Source organism: Streptomyces luteireticuli (assembly GCF_041519305.1).
GTDB classification, from domain to species: domain Bacteria; phylum Actinomycetota; class Actinomycetes; order Streptomycetales; family Streptomycetaceae; genus Streptomyces; species Streptomyces luteireticuli.
This window is the reverse complement of sequence record NZ_CP167927.1, coordinates 7,675,344-7,694,025: the sequence shown is the minus strand read 5'-3', so window position 1 is coordinate 7,694,025 and position 18,682 is coordinate 7,675,344. Positions and strand designations below refer to the sequence as shown.

Here is an 18,682-nt window from a genome sequence, read left to right as displayed (position 1 = left end):
GCGCGGGTCCGGAACGGGAAGCATCCGATCATGAGGGCTCTTTCGCGACAGCAGTTCCACATGCCGTTCCCGTCCCGTCTCAATCCCCATGTCGACCGGGCCCGTACCCACACCAAGGAATGGGCCCGGCGGATGGGCATGTTCGACGAGCAGTACCTGGAGTGGCCGCAGAGGTGGAGCGAGAGGAAGTTCGACGAGGCCGACTTCCCGTTGTTCATCGCCCTGACCCATCCGGACGCCGACGCCTCCGAGTTGGACCTGGTGACCGCCTGGCACGTCGCCCTGTGGTTCGTCGACGACCTGTTCCTGCCGCTCTACCGGCGCGACCACGACCAGGCGTCGGCGGCGGCCCAGGTGGAACGGCTGATGCAGTTCCTTCCGTTGGACGGATTACCCCGGCCGCTGGTCCCGGCCAATCCCGTGGAGCGGGCCTTCGCCGATCTGTGGACCGGCACGGCCGCCACGATGTCCCCGCTGTGGCGCGACCGGTTCACCGGCAGCGTGCGGCGCTTCCTGGACGGGGTGCTGTGGGAGCTCGAACATGTCGACCATGCGGTGACCGACCTGATCGAATACCTGGGAGCCCGCCGCGACTTCGGCGGTCTGCAGTTCACCGCCGTGCTCATGGAGCACGCGATGGGTGAGCTCTCCCCGCACGTGCACCGCGGCAGGGAGTTCCGCACCGCCGTGGACGCGTTCGTGGACGCCGTCAGTCTCCACAACGACATCGTGTCCTACGACCGGGAGGTCGACGAGGGCACGGTCGGCAACAACGGCGTGGAGGTCGCCCGCAAGGCCCTCGGGCTGACCCTGCGTGACGCCGACGCCCTTGTCGACGCCCTGCTGACCGCCAGGGTCGACACGCTCGCCGCGGCACCGGAGGCCGTACCGCCCGAGGCGGACCGGTTCGTCACCGCGCTGCAAGAGGCGCTGGCGGGCTCGTACTTGTGGCACGAGATGACCGGCCGCTTCGGCGGGACGACGGCCGGCGCCCTCGGGAAGCCCCGTGGGCTCGGCACCTCCGCGGCATACGTCCTTCAGGGCCGCTCCGGGGCTTCCCGCGCACGGTAAAGGGCCGGGCAAGGCGGGGGTGGGAGCGGCGCAGGCGGGAAAGAGACCGTGCCGGCTGTCGTCGCGACGGCCCGCGCCCGGCGGAGCACGCCCTGGGGGGCACGCGGGTTTGGCGCCCCGTGCCGACGAGAAGAGTCGCTGCATGGCCACCATCCCCAGCGTCGACATCCGTACCTGGCGGACCGACGGCAGCCCCGCCGTGGTCGACCGGGCGCTGCGCACCGCCGGGTTCCTGCTCGTCACCGGGCACGGCATCGCCCCGGACCTGCGCGCCGCCGTCCGTGCGCAGGCCCGGCTGTTCTTCCGGCTGCCGGAAGAGGCCAAGCGGCCGTACTCCGTCGAGGTCGGCGGGCGCGGCTGGCTGGCGCCGGGGGCCGAGGCCAACGCGTATGCGGAGGGCACCGAGACGCCGCCCGATCTCAAGGAGTCGCTCTCCTTCGCGGCGGAGGGGCCCGGCAGGGACCCGCGCGTGGGTGCCGAGTGGTTCGCGCCCAACACCTGGCCGGCGGAGGTCCCTTCGCTCCGGCCCCCGGTGACCTCCTATCTGGCCCGGATGCGCGCTCTGTCGGAGGGCATTCTGGAGTTGCTGGGTGTCGCGCTCGGCGAGGACGAGGACTTCTTCACACGGCACACCACTCACCCCACATGGGGATTCAACATCAACCGGTACCCGGGCACGGAGACGGTCGGTTCCCCGCGGCCCGGTCAGTTCCGGATCGGGCCGCACACCGACTTCGGCACGGTCACCGTCCTCGACCGGCAGCCGGGCCGAGGAGGGCTGCAGGTCTTCACCGACGACGACGGCTGGCAGGACGCCCCATACGACGTGGATGCCCTCACCGTCAACATCGGTGATCTCATGGCGCTGTGGACCGGGGGCCGCTGGCGCTCGGGCCGGCACCGCGTACTCCCACCGCCCGTGGACGAGCCGGCCGAGGAATTGATGTCCCTGGTCTACTTCTACGAGTGCAATCCGGGTACGGATGTGCGCGGTGTCGATTCGCACCGCTACTTGAGGGAGAAGCTCGACGCCATCAGGGTCGGCTGACATCGGCGGCCCGCTTGACGACACCGCCCTTGAGGACGCCGCCCTTGAGGACGCCGCCCTTGAGGACACCGCCCTTCACAAATGGCCGAATTTTCGCAGGATGCTCTCTGGCACACCACTCCCCCGGCACAAGACCCTTTTCTCGTCCGATCCGCCTGCTGCGGGGACGAAGGGATGTGGTGATGAGCGCAACGACGGTGTGCGAGGCGTTCCAGGCGACGGTGGCCGCGCGGCCGGACGCGGTCGCGCTGCGGACGCCGGGGGACGGGCAGCGGATCACCTGGGGCGAGTACGGCCGCCGGGTGCGCCGGATCGCGGCCGGGCTCGCCGCGCTGGGGGTCCGCCGCGGCGACCTGGTGGCGCTGATGCTGCGCAACCGGCCCGAGTTCCATCTGGCCGACATGGCCGTGCTGCACCTGGGAGCGATACCGTTCTCGGTCTACAACACCAGCTCGGCCGAGCAGCTCAGGTATCTGTTCGGCCACGCGGGCGCCACGGTGCTGATCACCGAGGAGACGTTCCTGGACCGCGTCCGCTCCGTCCGCGGGCACACCGGTCTGCGGCATCTGATCGGCGTCGACGGCGCGGACGAGGACGTGCTGTCGCTGGAGCAGGTCGAAACCCTCGACGGCGGGCTGGACTTCGAGGCGTCGTGGCGGTCGGTGCGGCCGGAGGACCTGCTGACGGTCATCTACACCTCGGGCACCACCGGGCCGCCCAAGGGGGTCGAGATCACGCACGCCAACCAGTTGGCGATGTACGGCGCGCGGCAGCGGGTGAACCCGCTGCGCCCCGGCGACACGACCCTGTCCTATCTGCCGTCCGCGCACGCCGTGGACCGGCTGATCACGCACTACTCGGCGGTGGCGAGCGGCACACAGATCACCTCGCTCGCCGATGCCTCCCAACTGGCCCCGGCCCTGCGGGAGACCCGCCCGACGCTGTTCGTCGGGGTGCCGCGGGTGTGGGAGAAATTCCGGGCGGCGCTGCTCGCCGGGATCGCGGCCGAGCCGGACGGGGCGCGCCGCGCGGCAGTCCTGGGGGCGATCGAGACCGGCCGGGCCAGGGTGCGCGCCGAGCGGGCCGCACTGACCGGTCCCGGTCCGGGGCCGGATGCCGGGCTGCTGGCCCGTCATGCCCGGGCGGAGGAAGAGGTGCTGGCGCCGCTGCGCGCCCTGCTCGGGATGGACCGGTTACGGACGGCCGCCGCGGGCGCGGCGCCGTGCGCACCGGCGGTGCTGGAGTTCTTCACCGCCCTCGGGGTGCCCGTCCGCGAGGGCTGGGGCATGACGGAGCTGTCCGGCCTCAGCTCTCTCGACCCGCCGGACGCGTCCAGGCCCGGCACGGTGGGCCGGGCGCTGCCGGGCGTCGAGCTGAAGCTCGCCGGGGACGGCGAACTCCTCGCCCGCGGGCCGGTCGTGATGCGCGGCTACCGCAACGCCCCGGAGCGGACCGCCGAGGTGATCGACGCCGAGGGCTGGCTGCACACCGGGGACATCGCCACCATCGACGGCGACGGCTATGTGTCCATCGTGGGCCGCAAGAAGGAGCTGATCATCAACGCGGCGGGCAAGAACATGTCGCCCGCCGTCATCGAGTCCGCGGTGAAGAGTGCCGGTCCGCTGATCGGCCAGTGCGTCTGCGTCGGCGACGGCCGCCCGTACAACGTCGCTCTGATCGTCCTCGATCCCGACGCCCGCGCCGCCTTCGCCCGCGCCCACGGCCTGCCCGACGCCTCGCCCGCCGCCCTGGCCACCGACCCCCGGGTGCGCGAGGCCGTCGCCGAGGCGGTGGACCAAGGCAACGCGCGGCTCTCCCGCGTCGAGCAGATCAAGCGGTTCGCCGTCCTGCCCGTCGACTGGCTGCCGGACTCCGACGAGCTCACCCCGACCATGAAGCTCAGGCGCCGGGCGATCGCCGAGAAGTACGCCGGGCAGATCAACGCCCTGTACGAGAGGGCGGACGCCCGGTCCGCGACGACGTCGTGAGCCCGTATCCGTAGCGGAACAGCGGGTCGTAGTGCCGGTCGCCGACGTTGACCGGCTCCTGCGCCTGGCTGCGCGGCCAGCTCACCGGGAGCTTCCCGGTGAACGGCCGCTTGCCGAACAGCACGTCGGCGACGCCTTCGCCCTCGCTCCCGGGCAGCCAGGCCATGACGAACGCGGCCGCCCTGCGGAGTTCGCGGGTGACGATCTGGGGGCGGCCGGCGACGTCGAGGACCACGCACGTGGGTACGGCCGTGCACACCCGGTCGACGGCGGCGCGGTCGCGGGCGGAGAGGTTCAGCGAGCGGCCGTGGTTGCCGACGTCGCCCTCGCCCTCCGCGTAGGGGGTCTCGCCGATGACGACGATGCCGACGTCATGGCCGCGCATCGGTGCGGAGGCGTCGGCGCTGTACGTCACGTGGCGCGCGTGGCGCCGGATGCCCCGCAGGATGCTGGTGCCGGGGATGGTGTGCCCGGAGGCGCCCTGCCAGGTGAGGGTCCAGCCGCCGGCCTGGTCGCCGAGGTCGTCGGCGTTGGACCCGGCGACGTACAGGCGCTGCGAGGGGCGCAGCGGCAGCGCGTGGCGGTCGTTCTTCAGCAGCACCTGGGACTCGGCCACGGCGCGGCGCGCGAGCGCGCGGTGGGCGGCCGAGCCGATGGTGCGGGCGTTGCGCCGGTCGGTGAAGGGGTGCTCGAACAGGCCGAGTTGGAACTTCGCGCGCAGGATGCGGCGTACGGCGTCGTCGACGCGCGCGAGGGGGATGCGTCCGGCCCGTACTTCCGTGACGACGGCGGGGACGGTGCGCGCCGCGTCCGCGCCCTCCATGAGCATGTCGATCCCGGCGTTGACGGCGGTACGGACCCGGGTGGCGGGGTCGCCGGGCAGTTGGTGGATGGCTTCCCAGTCGCTGACGAGGATTCCCGGGAAGCCCATGCGGCGCTTGAGGACGCCGGCGAGGAGTTCCTTGTGCGCGCTCATCCGCACCGGTCGGCGGTCGGCCCGGTCGGTCCAACCGACGCTGGAGTACGAGGCCATGACGCTGCCCACGTGATGACGGCGTACGGCGGACCGGTAGGGCGCGAGGTCGACGCGCTCGAAGTGCGGGTGGTCGGTGACCGTGACGCCCTGGTCGATGGTGAAGTCCTTGGTGGTGGACGTGCCGTACGCGGTGTCGCCGTCGCCGGCGAAGTGCTTGGCGGTGGCGAGGACGTGGTCGGGGCGGGCGAGGTCCTTCGTGTTCGTGCCCTGGAGCCCGTCGACGGCGGTCTCCATGCTCTCCACCAGGCGCGGGTCCTCGCCGTAGCTCTCGTAGGTGCGTCCCCAGCGGTCGTCGCGGACCACGCACAGGCACGGGCCGAGGACCCACTGCGGCCCACTGGCGCGGGTCTCGGTTGCGGTGATGCGGGCGGCCTGCCGGACGAGGGCGGGGTCGCGGGTGGCGCCCATGGCGATGTTGTGGGGGAAGACGGTGGCGCCGAGGAGGTTGTTGTCGCCGTGCACGGAGTCGGTGGCGTAGAGGAGCGGGATGTGCAGCCGGGTGGCCAGGGCGCGTCTCTGGTAGGCGTCGACCATGTCGGCCCAGGCGGCGGGGGTGTTGGGGGTGGGGGCGGTACCGGCGGCGGACAGCAGTGCGCCGAGTCCGAGGCGGGTGATCGCGTCGGGGTCCACGGTGCCGCGGGTGGCCTGGGTCATCTGCCCGGCCTTCTCCTCCAGCGTCATCCGGCCGAGCAGGTCGTCGACGCGCCGCTCGACGGGCAGCCGGGCGTCGCGGTACGGGGCCGCGGCCGTCTCCGGCGGGTGCGCGGGGAAGGGCTGGGCGAGCGCGACGAGCACGGAGCCCGCGGACAGCACCGTGGTGTACCGCCATGGCCGGGCATGGAACATACGGCCTCTCACACCGTCCTCCTCAAGGCTGCGGACCGCCCCCTGCTGGGGACATTCCGCCATGCCCCGCTCCCGTCACCCGGTGACGGGGCGGCGGCGCCCGGTGAGTTCCGCCATCCGGCGGGGCGCAGGGGGAGGTGTCAGAGGTCGCGGTGGCGTGACCTGCCCGAACGGTTCGGCCCGTGGAAGACCGTCCAATGGCACAGCCTCGTCGCTGGTTGCCGTTCGGACGCGCGGTGGGCGGTGACTGCGCCGGGGGCTTCATGGGGTTGTGGAGCGGTGGGGTTGGAGCAGGAGAAGGGCGATGTCGTCGGTGTGCCGCCCAGTTGGGCACGTGTGGTCGACGAGGCTGTCGATGAGTTGGTGGAGGGGGAGATCGCTCGACGCGTTCAGGTGCCGGGCGAGGTCGGCGGTGGTCTGGCCGATGTCGGCGCCGGGGACTTCCACGAGGCCGTCGGTGTAGAGGGCGAGAAGGGAGCCTTCGGGCAGGGCCAGGCTGGTGAGGGGGTAGGAGGGGGTTCCCAGGCCGAGGCCGAGGGGCGGGCCGGGGTCGATGTCGAGGGTGTGGGCCCGGTGGCCGGGGTGGTGCAGGAGTGGGGGCGGGTGGCCGGCGCTGGCGAGGGTCAGCCGGTGGCGGGCCAGGTCGAGGTGGGCGTACAGGCACGAGACGAACCTGCCGGCGTCCAGGTCGGCCAGGTCCCGGTCGGTGCGGGCGAGGACCTGGTCGGGGGGTGCGCCGGCGGTGGCGTGGGAGTGGACGGCGGTGCGGGCCTGTCCCATGAGGGCGGCGGCCGTCACGTCGTGGCCCTGGACGTCTCCGATGACGGCGGCGGTGGTGGTGTCGGTGAGACGGATGAGGTCGTAGAAGTCGCCGCCGATGTCCATGCCGTGGCTGGAGGGCAGATAACGGGCGGCGACATCGAGCCCGGCCACGGTCGGCAGGGCCTGGGGCAGCAGAGTCTGCTGGAGGGCGTGGGCGAGGCCGTGCTTGGCGTCGTAGAGACGGGCGCGGTCCAGCGCCTGGGCGATGAGACCCGCCAGCGGTGTGAGGAGGGAACGCTCGGCGGCGGTGAATTCGTGGGGCTCGTCGTAGGCGAGGAGGCAGTAGCCGATGGGGCGTCCCGAGGTGACCAACGGCAGGAACGCCCAGGCGTTTTTGTCGCTGACCGGTGGCGACTCGGGGTAGGCGCGGGCCAGTTCGGCGCGGTCGGCGAAGAAGGCGGGGGTGCCGACGGCCAGAGAGCGGGCGATGGGGGCGAGGGCCGCGTCCGTGGGAAGGCCGTCGAGCTGTTCGATGATCTTCCGGTCGTAACCGCGGTGTCCGACGACCGGCATCCGGTCGGCCTCGACGGTCCCCATGATCAGGCCCTGGGCACCGAAGGCGGGGAGGATCTGGTCGGCGACCCGGTCGACGACGTCCTGGACCCGCACGGTCTCGGCGAGCGCGGCGGCCAGGTGCATCAGCTGATAGATCCCTCCTGCCGACGCCGGGCCGACATGTGACGCGCTGGAGAGCCGGGTGGAGTCCGCCCCGGTGGGATGGGGGCCGATGAGGATGATGACGCCGTCGTCATCCGCGTAGAGGCGGAAGTCGAGCCAATGGTCCGGTGGGCGGAGAACGGTCAGCGTGGATGGTTCGCGGCTGCTGAGGGCGGTGCGGTAGGCATCCGCACAGGTGTGGGTGTCCAGCCAGGACAGCGATTGCCACGGCTGCTTGCCGTACAACTGCCCGACAGACCGGCCCAGCAGGCGAGCGGCGCTGGGATTGGCGAGCGTAATACGCGCTTCCCTGTCCAAGGCGAGCATGCCGACCGGCAGACGTTCGATCAGATCGGCTGCCGCCTGTGCGGGATGCTCCGGCTCTTCGGCGGGACGGTGCAGGGGGACTTCGCGGGGCTGCTCCGGGATCTCCGGTGGGCCGGTGGTCTTGTCCAGTGCACGTGCGATGCGCCGGGCATTGACGGCGATACGCTCGCGCTCGCGAAGACCGAGATGGGCCCCATGACTGGCGGGCCACAGCAGGACCAGTACGCCCCAGCAGTGACGCCTGCCCTTGAGCGGGGCGCATGCGACGGCGAGCGGGTACGGAACGTAGGCCGCCACGGCAGGGTAGAGGCGAGCCATGTCCTCCTGGGACGCCACCCACACCAGGCGTTCCTGCCGCACCGCATCCGTGGCCGGGCTGGGCGTGGTCAACAGCAGGCGACGCCACGGCGCAGTCATCTCGGCGGGCAGTCTCCCGCACACCACCGCCAGACCCAGCACAGGCTCTCTCGGGTCCCGCAGGTACAGAGCGCCTCCCAGCGCGGTGCCTGTGCGGTGCACGACCGCTGCCAGTTCCTCACCGAGCGGATCAGCCGGGCCCGGCTGGTCACGGCGACCGGTCATCGTGGTTCTCCTCGCCAGCCCCATATCCCAGCCTCGCTCGCTCTGCGCCCCCTCGCAGCCCCACGCGCCCGCCGGGCCGCGGGCGGTTACGCACGCGTCTCGCGCTTTCGCTGTGCGTAGCGGCCGCCGGCGTGTGCATCGTCCGGCTCTGCGACGCCACAGTCGGCCGGCATGGATCGAGGTCCAGGCAGGTCCGCCGAGGTCGCCCGACCCGCCCCCGTGCGTTCGTTCCGCTTGACGCGGCACGGCCGGCGCCGGAGCCGGCGTACGTCCCGGCGCCGGAGAGCGGCCGTCGACCTCTGACGGCCGGATAGCGGTCGGGGGTTGAGGACCCAGGACGCTCAGGGCAGCCTCGCCGGCACCGCCATCACGCCCCATCGGCCGCAGTCGTCGGCACACGTCCTCGACGTCAGCCTCCATCAGCCTCTGACCAGGCAGAAAGGATGCCCAGCCGGATCGGTGTCGAACGGCGCACCTCGGCATGGAGCAAGGCCGAAACCGAGGCCGACGAGCGCGAGCGCACGGCGCGGATGATCCGGCTGGACGGGTTGCCGGCCACCGGCCTGCCCGCCGACGCCGAGGAATATTGCGCGATCGGGCGTACCTGCGTGGAGAAGGAGCACTGGCACGTGGCGTACGAGTCGATCGCGCCGGGCCTGGCCGCGTACCAGTGGCACGCCATCGAGGTGTACGCCGCAACCCGGCTGCGCTGAGCCGGGACGGGAGACTGGGCCGTCGGCCGGTTCCGCCGACGACTGTCACAGCTCCGCCGAAAAGAACGAGAAGGGCCCCGGCTCTCCGTGCCAGCATGCTCGATCATGCGGGAATACGAGACGAGCGACGAGACACTGGCCTCCATCGCCGGCCGGCACGGGGCAACCGCCCAGCAAGTGCGCCCCCTTCCCTCGGGGGTGGCCAACCGTGTCTTCCTTCTCGGTGACGACCTGGTCCTGCGCATCCCGCGGACCGAGCGGTTCCTCCCGGACCTGGTCAAGGAGGCCGCAGTCATCCCCGCCGCCCGGCACGCGGGCGTGGGCACGCCCGAAGTCGTCGCTTTCGACGACTCCTTCTCGGCAGTGGACGTGCCCTACATGGTGCTCACCCGGGCGCCGGGAGCAGACCTCGCACGCCTCGAACTGTCCACCGCCGACAGGGAGCACATCCTCCGCCAGCTGGGCCGGGAGCTGGCCAGGCTCCACCGGCTGACCCCGGCCACCGCACCCGATCTCCGCACCGTCCCCATGGACGACGACGGGCCCACGGACCCCCGGGCATTCACCGACCGCCTCCTCGCTGACGGCTGGATCGACGCCGAGAGCGCCCGCTGGCTCGTCGGATGGTTCGACCGGCTCTCACCGCACCTCCCCGCGGACCCACCCCTGGCCCTGCTCCACGGCGACACCGCCCCACAGAACCTGCTCGTCTGCCCGAGGACGATGCGGCTCACAGGGATCGTGGACTGGGGCGACGCCCAATGGTCCGACCCCGCCGCCGACTTCGCCAAGATGCCCCTGTCCGACATCCCGGCCATGCTCGACGGCTACCGGCAGGAAGCCGGTGAACGAACCGCGACGAGTACACCGGCCTGGGAAGCCCGTGTGCTGTGGTTCCACCTCGCCTGGGCCCTCGGCCGTCTCTCCGATCCCGTCCCGCGCCCCGGCGAACGCCACTGGACCGCCCCTCCGGCCGGCCGACTCCTGGGCCTGCTCCGCTTCTTCGCCTCGGCTCCACCGGCTCCCTGGGGCGATCTGGCGTGACCCGGCGGTGTCAGTTCTCACCGACGGGCGCGGGCCGCGGATTCTGTCTCCACCACCGGCCGTCCCGTCCGCGGCACCACCGGACGGCGCGGCGCCCCGGCCGTAACCCCGGAGCAGGCGCCGGACGTTCGCCACCTGGACGTCCCTCGCCCTGCGCGCCCGGGCGAGCCCGGCGGCATGCTCTCGGATCGCGGTGCGCTGGTATTCGGACTCCACTGCGGACCAGACCTCCACGAGCCCGGTCCGGCGCTTGCAGCGGACGTCCGCTTCCGCCCGGGCGATTTCGGCCGCGTCCGGCTCCGGGGCGCGCAGGGAAGGCAGTCCGCTGCCTGCTTCCAGCGGGTCCTTCACGGCGTACCCGCTGCCCTTCATACACGCCGACCAGCCGTCGAAGACGCGGGCGACACGAGGGTCCGCCGAGGACGCGCGGAAGCTCTCGGCCTTGAGCCCGGCGACGATGCCGGCGTCGCCGTGGCCCGGTTGGAGATCGGCCGGGACGTCGCCGTTGACCGCCCGCGTCGCCTCGCCGAGGCAACCCCCTTCGGGAAGGCCCGACTTCGACTCACCGGGGCCGGTGCCCAGCAGGACGCGGCGGGCCGCGGAGCTCAGGCGTGGAGGCGGTATCGATCCCTTGTCATCGGCCGTCGGGGGGTCGTGGGGCAGGTGGTACCCCCAGCGGCGGACGCCGCGTTCGTCCGTCACCCCGTAGCGCCGGTACGTCACTTCACGGCTGGTGACGGCGATGCTGCCGGGCCTCGGCAGGGCCGCGACGGGGTAACCGTGTCCGAAACGGCGCATGCACGCGTTGACGACGGCGTCCATGACGTGCTCGTACTCGGTGATCTGCACGGCCGACAGCATGTAGTCCTCGATCGGCAGGTGCGGGGCAGGGCTGCTGCCGGTCGTGGGGGCGGGCGGTGCGGGCGAAGGTCCGGGCCGGTGCAGGCCCCCGTGCTCCGCCTCCGCCCCGCACACGCCGAGGAGCATCGCGGTCAGGAGGGCTGCCACCGGGGCGAGGCACTGTGCGGTTCGCGTGCGCACCATCAGACGTCTCCCGGGGTACGTACGGCGGGTCCGGGGATCGCCCCGGGCCCGCGCCGCGTGTCAGCCGTCACCCTTGCCGGGGCAGCGGGTGTCGTCCTTGACCCTGATGGAGCGTTCGTTGTTGCGCATCCACGAGGTGAGGTTGCCGCCCTGGTACGGGGCGAGCCAGTTGCTGTCACCGGTGAAGTTCGCGTGGTACCAGATGCCGACATTGCACCAGGACGCGTTCTCCGCCGACGCCGCGTTGTTGCCGACCACCTGGCCGGCTCCCGCCCCACTGTTGTTGAAGCGGTAGTTGAGCAGGTCGTGGACGTTGGCGTCGGCATGCGTGTAGCCCCAGCCGGCACCGTTCGCGTTGGGCGAGTAGTAGAGGCAGAACCAGTTCTCGTCGCCGCACCGCTGGTAGCGCCAGCTGCCGATGTCGGCGCTCTGCCGGATCGAGACGTCGGACGGCCCGGGGGTGTCCTGCTGCCCGGCCTGCGCGCCGGGAGCGCCGAACGCCAGGCCGCCGCCGAGTGCCACGGCGGCTGTCACGATGGCAAGGCTCTTGCGTCTGTTCATGCGCTGCTTCCTCCATCGGGCATCGGGTCTTCGGGCATCGGGTCTTCGCGCATCAAGTCTTCGGGCATCGGTCCTCGGGCGCGGGACGCGCACCGCCCCGGTCCCGCGCATGGATTCCAGCGGCTGCGCAGAACTCGTGCAAGGGAAGGACCGGCCATGGCCGGAACGGGTACTGCCCGGAACGGGACGGACCGGAGGGCGAGCGCCCCTCAGCCCCCCGGCCCCCTCAGCCCCCCGGCCCCATCAGCCGCCCCCACGCCTCGATCTCGTCCGTGCCGATCGCGGCGAAGTTGGGGCAGAAGAAGCTCTTGAGGCGCTGGCTCTCGCTCTCGGCGGAGAAGACGTCCTCGAAGTCCTCCAGGGGCCGGACGCTGCCGAGCAGGTCCGAGATCGTTCCGGTCTCCTGGGAGAGGAAGCCCAGGGATTCGGCGAAGGTGCCGTAGGAGACCGATTCGAGGGTGACCTCCTTGCGGAGGGCCGCGTCGAGGTCGATGGGGACGGGTTCCAGGGGGCGGCCGCGGACGATGATGCGGCCGCCGGGGCGGACGACGCGGATCATCTCGTCGAGGATCTCGCCCCGGGGCTCGCTGACGACGACGAAGTCGTAGGTGTCCGGCGGGATGCGCCCGGCGAGGTCCTCGCCGGTGCGGGTGCCGCGGACGTCGAGGGAGGTGAACCCGTAGGAGCGCAGGACACGTTCGGTGAGCCGGGCGGTGCGGTCGGCTCCGTGCACCAGGCCCCGGTCGGGGGGCTTGATCTCGGCCTTGAGGACGCCCAGCGAGGAGCACACGGGTTCGGCGTAGGCGCCTTCGCGGAAGGTGAGCGCCCCCGGCATGCGGTGCACGACCCGGGCGGGGACGGTGACGAACTCGGCGAAGGCGCCCGGCCGCCGGAAGCCGAGGCACTCGTGGTAGGGGCAGCACTCGGTCTCGCCGTCGGCGCAGCGATCGCACTGCATGCAGGGGATGAGCGGCATCACGCTGACGCGGTCCTCGACGGCGAACCCCCGTACGTCCGGGGCGAGTCCGGCGATGACGCCGGAGAACTCGTGCCCCAGGACGAGGGGGTCGGCACAGGGCAGGAGCCCGAGCGCGGCGTTGACGTCGCTGCGGCAGACCCCGGCCACCGCGACGCGGATGAGCACTTCGCCCGCCTCGGGTTCCGGTACCGGGACGCGCTTGACCCGGACCGATGTGCCCTGTTTGAGGATGGCTCGCATCTCTGCCACGTCACAGTCTCCTGGGGTTTCCTGGGTTCCGTCGGCAGCGCTGGGGCGTGCTAGGCCGCGTCGCTCTGCCGTTCGGCCAGGATCCGGGCCAGCTCGAAGCGTTTGATCTTCATGGTGGCGGTCTTGGGCAGTTCGTCCTCGCGCCAGTGCACCGGCGGGGCCATCGGCGGCAGGGCGGCGGCCGCGGCCCGCCAGGCCGCCTCGTCCAGCGGCCGGTCGTCCTTGGTGCACACGACCGGGACGGCCAGGCCGTCGGCGCCGCGGACGATGACGACCTCGGTCAGGTCGGTGACGCCGGTGAGCAGCCGGTCCTCGGCGTCCAGGGTGCTGCCGAACTCCTCGATGACATCGACCTCGCGGTCCAGCAGGTGCACACAGCCCCATCGGGTGCGGTAGCCGACGTCGCCGGTGCGCCACCAGCCGTCGGCCGACAACTGGCCGTCGTGGCGCTCCTGTTCGCCGAGGTAGGTGACGAAGTGGCCTTTGCTGCGCACCTCGATGAAGCCGGGGGTGCGGGCGGAGGGCGGCCGGCCGTCGCGGCCGACGACGCGGACGGCGGTGGTGCCGACGAAGGGGAAGCCGACGCAGCGGCCGTCGGCGCTGCGGGAGCGGCGGCGGGTGAAGCCGCGGCAGACGACGGGGCCGGTCTCGGTCTGGCCGTACATCTGGCCGAAGAGCGGGGCGCGGCGGCGGGAGGCGCCCAGCATGCGGTGCACGGTGCGCGGGTGGAGGGCGTCGAAGGTGCTGCTGAAGAGCTTGACGTTGGCGAGGGGGCGGCGGGGGTCGTCGGCCATCGCCTCCCAGGCCATGAAGGAGTTGGGGTGCGCCTCGACGATGCCCGGGCGCATCCGGGCGAAGTGCTCGGCGGCCCGTTCGGGGTCCTCGTCGGCCAGCACCAGCATGGGCAGGCCGCGCAGCAGGGCGATGGCGAGCACGCTGATCATCCGGGAGTGGACGAACGAGGCGTGGATGGCGATGGTCTCCCGCCGCGGCACGACGGGGGCGAGGGCGGAGACCTGGAGGAGGTAGCGGATCTGCTGGGTCACCCCGGTGTGCACGGCGAGCTTGGGGACGCCGGTGGTGCCGGAGGTGTGGGTGATGAGGGCCGGGCGGTGCGGGGCGGTGGCCACCGGGGCGATCCGCTCGGCGCCGGCCAGGGATTCCAGGCCGATGGCGCGCGGATAGGAGCCGCGTACGACCAGCACCTCCTCGGCCTCCTCGAACACCGGCGGCGGCAGTTCCCGGTCGAGCTTGTCCTGGTCGGTGACGAGGAAGGGCCGCTCGGCGCGGCGCAGCAGCCGGAGCACCGTGTCCCCGTCGAGCTGGGCGGAGAGCAGGACGGGCACGGCGCCGGCGCGGGCGGCGGCGAAGGCGAGGAGGGTGATGTCGAGGCTGTTCGACTTGTGGACGACGACGCGGTCGCCGGGGCGGACGCCCGCGGCCCACAGCCGGGAGGCCAGGTCGGCCACCAGGTCGGCCACTTCGGCGACCGTGGTGCGGCGCCCCAGGTGGGGGGCGACGTCCAGGTCGTGGTCGAGGACCAGGACGTTGGCCGGGTGGCGGGCCGCGGCCCGCTCGACCAGTGTGCCCAGTCTGATGCCGCTGCGCGCCATGCGGTGAAGCACCATGAACCCCTCGCTCCCTTGCTCAGGACCGGTTCGCACGGCACCCGGGGGCCGGTGGCCGTACACGCTCTCCCCGGGCGGAAGGAAAGGCCCAACTCCTGAGGAAATAAAGGCGAGTTGGAATGAGCCCGGCGCTCCCGCACCATGGGCGGGAAGCGAGCGGATACCGTGTTCCCTCCGTCGATGGCGATATGCGACGGGAGGGGAATGTCCCCCTAACGGGCTATGTGCCCCGGTGGTTGGCCGCGCGGGGCACGGGACCGTGGCATAACGTGGTCCGGGGCCCGGGCAGACCGTGCCCCGCGGGGCACGCGTTCCGGCCCCGCCGACGGGCGGCGCGTACCGCCCGGCCGCATTCCCCCTCCGCGTCCGCCCGCCCGCCGGTACGGCGACCACCCACGGGAGACCCGCATGACGACCGCCGCCACCCAGTCCGTGCTGGACGAGCACTACGAGCGCAACGGCGACCAGGCCGCGATCGAGACGGTCCGGGCCCGCATCGCCGAGGCGGGCGTGGAGTATGTGTACTACCAGGTGGTCACCCTCACCGGCCGGGTCGTCGGCAAGGTGGCCCCCGCCACGGAGCTGGTGCGCAACGTCGAGAACGGGCTGCGCGCCCACCCCGGCGTCATGGCCGACCTCCAGATGGACGCCGCCGGTGTCCTGCTCGCCGCCAGCCCCGAGCGCGGCGAGTGCGTGGTGATGCCGGACCTGGACTCCTTCGCCGTCCTGCCCTGGGACCCGCGCACCGGTTTCTTCTTCTGCCGCATGTACGAACCGGCCGGCGCGCCCGAGGGGGCGGGCGGCCGGCCGATGCCGCTGGACGCGCGCGGCAGCTTCGCCCGGGCACACGCCGCGTTCACCGCCCGCACCGGGCTGGAGCTGCGCAGCGGCTGCGAGCCGGAGGCCACCTGGACGGTCCCGGGGCACTCCGCCGAGCACGTGCCCGGCACCCCGCACCCGATGTACCACGTGGGCCAGCTGGAACAGCTGCGGCCGGTCTACCAGAAGGTCATGTCCTACGGGCAGGAGCTCGGCTTCGAGATGATCGAGAGCAACTGCGAGGGCCCCGGCCAGCTGGAGCTCAACTGGATGTTCGACCGCGCCGACCGGACCGCCGACCGGCTGGTGCTGCACCGGCTGATCTGCCGTCAGGTCGCCCGTGAGCTGGGCGCCTCCGTCACCTTCATGCCCAAGCCCGCCGAGAACCAGCTGGGCAACGGCTGCCACCACAACATCAGCCTCTGGGAGGGCGACCGCAACGTCCTCCTGGACCCCGGGACGCCCGGGCTGCACCTCAGCACGACGGGCCGGCACGCGCTCGGCGGCATCCTGTCCCACTCCGCGGCCGCCGCGGCGGTGATGGCGCCGACGGTCAACTCCTACAAGCGCTATGTCGCCACCGGCCAGTTCGCCCCCCAGGAGATCAACTGGGGGATGGACAACAAGACCTGCGCCGTACGCCTGCCGGCCGCCGGACGGCTGGAGGTCAAGTCGCCCGACGCCATGGTCAATCCATACCTCTCCCACGCCGCGATCCTCGCCTCGGTCGAGGACGGGCTGAAGAACAGCATCGACCCGGGCCCGGCCCGCGGCACCACCGACGGCCCCGTCACCGACCGGTTCGGGACGCTGCCGCTGGCCCTCGACGAGGCGCTGGACCTCTTCGCCGCCGACCACGTGCTGATCCAGGGCATCGGCCCCGAACTCACCGATCTCTTCCTGCGGATGAAGCGCCAGGAGTGGGCCCGGTTCTGCGGTGCGGTCACCGACTGGGAGCGCATGATGTACGGCGCCGAAGGCTGCTGACGGCCGTGTCCGGGATCCTGGTCATCGGCGGCGGCGTCGCCGGTTCCGCCACGGGACTCGCCCTGCAGAAGGCCGGCTTCGAGGTCACCGTCCACGAGGCGCACCCGAGGACCGGCGCGGACATCGGCGCGTTCCTCACCCTCGCGAGCAACGGCATGCAGGCGCTCGCCCAGATCGGGGCGGCCGGGCCGGTCACCGGCCATGGCTTCCCCGTGACCGGCATGCGCTTCCTCGACGAGAGCGGCACCCGGCTGGAGTCCGTGCCGCTGGGCGAGGACGAACCCTCGCTGCACTATCGCTGCATGCGCCGCGCCGAACTCGGCGCCGCGCTCCAGGAGGAGGCCCACCGGCGCGGGCTGGCCCTCCGCTACTCGGCCCGCCTGGTGGCCCTGGAGGAGGACGACAAGGGCGTCACCGCCCGCTTCGCCGACGGGAGTTCGGCCACCGGCGAGCTGCTCGTGGGGGCCGACGGGCTGCGCTCGGCCGTCCGCGCACACCTCGACCCGGCGGCGCTGCCGGTCTACGCCGGCCAGAGCATCTTCTACGGCTACACCCGCGACCCGGCGGCCGGCGCCGTCCTCGAACCGGACACCCTCACCATGGTCAGGGGCAGCCGGGTGCTGTTCGGCTGCCTGGTCTCGCCCGTCGGGGAGACCTTCTGGTTCGCCCGCCTGCGGGGCCCTGCGGTCGGCGCCGAGGAGGCCGCCGTCACCCCGCCGGGCACCTGGCGGGACCGGCTCGTCGCCCTGCTGCGCCCGGACCGCTCCCCCGCCGCCGACATCGTGCGGGCCACCGAGGACAAGCTGATGGTGACCAACGCCGTCCGGCTGACCCCCGGCGTCCGCTGGCACAGCCGGCGGGTGGTGCTCGTGGGCGACGCCGCCCACGCCGCGCCGCCGGCGACCGGACAGGGCGCGTCGATGGCGTTCGAGGACGCCGTCGTCCTGGCGAAGGCGCTCCGCGACGCCCCGCACCGGGAGGCGGCGCTGGAGCTCTACGCACATCACCGCAGACCGCGCGCCGAGCGGAACATCGCCGTGAGCGCCCTGCTCACCGCGAGCGGCCCCCCGGACTGGATCTCGATCGCGAACGCCCGGGGAGGCCGGAGCACGCTGCGCCGTCTCTCCCACCTGGACGAGGGCCTGCTGCGGCAGCTCGACTGGGCGACGCCCCTGACCGATCTGACCGCTCCGACCGCCCCGACCGCCCCGACCGCGTGAAAGGAACGGCGAAGACCATGGACGAGGCGGAAGTGAAGGAAGAACGGCGGCGGCTCGCCGAGCTGTTCGACATTGCGCCCGGCAGGATCCTGCACGCCCTGTGCGCCCTGGCCGTCCCCGACCTGATCCCGCCCGAGGGCACCGGGATGGACCGGCTCGCCTCCGCCGCCGAGGCGGACCCGGACCGGCTGTCCCGGCTGGTGCTGGCCGCCGAGACGCTCGGCGTGGTGCGCGTCGACGCATCCGGGACGGTGCGGCTGACCGCCGGGGGGCAGCTGCTGCGCTCCGACCACCCGGACACCCTGCGGCCGGAGTTCGCCGAGATCGACATGTTCCTGGGCTGGGGGGCCTTCGCCGAGTGCGTGGCGCGGGGCGGCACCAGCTACGAACGGGCCCGCGGCGGCGCCCTGTTCGAGCGGATCAGCCGGGACCCCGCGTCCCTGACCGCCTTCCACGCCTATATGCGTGTGCGGGCGGCGCAGTTGTACGCGCCGCTCGTCCCGTACCTGGCCAAGCGCGGCTTCCGCAGCGTCGTGGACGTGGCGGGCGGCACGGGCGGTCTCACCGAACTGCTGCTGGCCGCCGACGACAAGCTGCACGTCACCCTGCTCGACCGGCCCGAGGTCATCGAGCTGGTCCCGCACGCCACGCGCGCCCGGTTCGGCGAACGCCTGGTCCTGCGGCCCGGGGACATGCTGCGCTCCGACCTCCCCGCGGGGCACCACGCCTACGCGCTGGGCAGCGTGCTGCACGACTGGGCCGACGAAGAGGCCGTCGCCGTCCTGCGCCGCTGCCACCGGGCCCTGGACGACGACGGACGGATCGTCCTGCTGGAGCGCGTGCTGTCCGAACGGGGGCCGGACCGGGGGCGGTTGGCCGACATCTGGATGATGGCCATCACCGGTGGCCAGGAGCGCACCCTGGCCCGGTGGAACGCCCTCGCCGCCGCGGCGGGACTCGTCATCGACGACGTCCACGACACCGCGGACGGCGAGGTGTCGGCACTCGTCCTGGTGCCGGACGGGGCGTCCTGAACCGGGGCGTCCTGAACCAGGGCGCCC

General features: G+C 72.6%; 13 protein-coding genes. 8 read left to right on the top strand and 5 right to left on the bottom strand.

The window, feature by feature from the left end:
- Positions 1 to 30: 30 nt before the first annotated feature.
- The 3 genes from AB8735_RS34585 (at position 31) to AB8735_RS34575 (ending at position 4,107) form a co-directional block, all read left to right on the top strand.
- Complete coding sequence (locus AB8735_RS34585; protein ID WP_372411585.1) at positions 31 to 1,071, top strand: terpene synthase; 1,041 nt, start codon at positions 31 to 33, stop codon at positions 1,069 to 1,071.
- Positions 1,072 to 1,213: 142 nt separating this feature from the next.
- On the top strand, positions 1,214 to 2,119 hold the full coding sequence (locus AB8735_RS34580; protein ID WP_372411584.1) for an isopenicillin N synthase family dioxygenase: 906 nt from the start codon (positions 1,214 to 1,216) through the stop codon (positions 2,117 to 2,119).
- Between the two features lie 182 nt (positions 2,120 to 2,301).
- A complete protein-coding gene (locus AB8735_RS34575) occupies positions 2,302 to 4,107 on the top strand; it encodes a long-chain fatty acid--CoA ligase (protein ID WP_372411583.1) in 1,806 nt (601 codons plus the stop codon).
- Here AB8735_RS34575 and AB8735_RS34570 read toward each other — a convergent pair.
- Complete coding sequence (locus AB8735_RS34570; protein WP_372411582.1) at positions 4,058 to 6,001, bottom strand: glycoside hydrolase family 3 protein; 1,944 nt, start codon at positions 5,999 to 6,001, stop codon at positions 4,058 to 4,060. The genes AB8735_RS34575 and AB8735_RS34570 overlap by 50 nt on opposite strands.
- 249 nt (positions 6,002 to 6,250) lie before the next feature.
- On the bottom strand, positions 6,251 to 8,377 hold the full coding sequence (locus tag AB8735_RS34565) for a SpoIIE family protein phosphatase (RefSeq protein WP_372411581.1): 2,127 nt from the start codon (positions 8,375 to 8,377) through the stop codon (positions 6,251 to 6,253).
- A 443-nt stretch (positions 8,378 to 8,820) separates the two neighbouring features.
- Here AB8735_RS34565 and AB8735_RS34560 point away from each other — a divergent pair, with 443 nt between their 5' ends.
- Positions 8,821 to 9,090: a hypothetical protein gene (locus AB8735_RS34560; protein ID WP_372411580.1), complete on the top strand. Its 270-nt coding sequence runs from the start codon at positions 8,821 to 8,823 to the stop codon at positions 9,088 to 9,090.
- A 105-nt stretch (positions 9,091 to 9,195) separates the two neighbouring features.
- Positions 9,196 to 10,134: a phosphotransferase family protein gene (locus AB8735_RS34555; RefSeq protein WP_372411579.1), complete on the top strand. Its 939-nt coding sequence runs from the start codon at positions 9,196 to 9,198 to the stop codon at positions 10,132 to 10,134.
- 1,104 nt (positions 10,135 to 11,238) lie between these two features.
- Here AB8735_RS34555 and AB8735_RS34550 read toward each other — a convergent pair.
- From AB8735_RS34550 to AB8735_RS34540, 3 genes are all read right to left on the bottom strand, one after another.
- Positions 11,239 to 11,739, bottom strand: coding sequence for a hypothetical protein (locus tag AB8735_RS34550; RefSeq protein WP_372411578.1), 501 nt, complete (start codon positions 11,737 to 11,739; stop codon positions 11,239 to 11,241).
- A gap of 226 nt (positions 11,740 to 11,965) precedes the next feature.
- The gene (locus AB8735_RS34545; RefSeq protein WP_344021027.1) at positions 11,966 to 12,958 is read right to left on the bottom strand and encodes an alcohol dehydrogenase catalytic domain-containing protein; all 993 of its coding nucleotides are present in this window, start codon (positions 12,956 to 12,958) and stop codon (positions 11,966 to 11,968) included.
- A gap of 59 nt (positions 12,959 to 13,017) precedes the next feature.
- Positions 13,018 to 14,595, bottom strand: a complete 1,578-nt coding sequence (locus AB8735_RS34540) for an AMP-binding protein (RefSeq protein ID WP_344020924.1) — start codon at positions 14,593 to 14,595, stop codon at positions 13,018 to 13,020.
- Positions 14,596 to 15,003: 408 nt separating this feature from the next.
- Here AB8735_RS34540 and AB8735_RS34535 point away from each other — a divergent pair, with 408 nt between their 5' ends.
- Genes AB8735_RS34535 through AB8735_RS34525 form a run of 3 tightly spaced genes read left to right on the top strand, consistent with a single transcriptional unit; the run spans position 15,004 to position 18,655 of the window.
- Positions 15,004 to 16,401, top strand: coding sequence for a glutamine synthetase family protein (locus tag AB8735_RS34535; protein ID WP_372411577.1), 1,398 nt, complete (start codon positions 15,004 to 15,006; stop codon positions 16,399 to 16,401).
- Positions 16,402 to 16,406: 5 nt separating this feature from the next.
- On the top strand, positions 16,407 to 17,621 hold the full coding sequence (locus AB8735_RS34530) for an FAD-dependent monooxygenase (RefSeq protein WP_372411576.1): 1,215 nt from the start codon (positions 16,407 to 16,409) through the stop codon (positions 17,619 to 17,621).
- A gap of 17 nt (positions 17,622 to 17,638) precedes the next feature.
- Entirely contained in the window at positions 17,639 to 18,655 is a 1,017-nt protein-coding gene (locus AB8735_RS34525; protein WP_372411575.1) for a methyltransferase, read from the top strand.
- Positions 18,656 to 18,682: the final 27 nt, after the last annotated feature.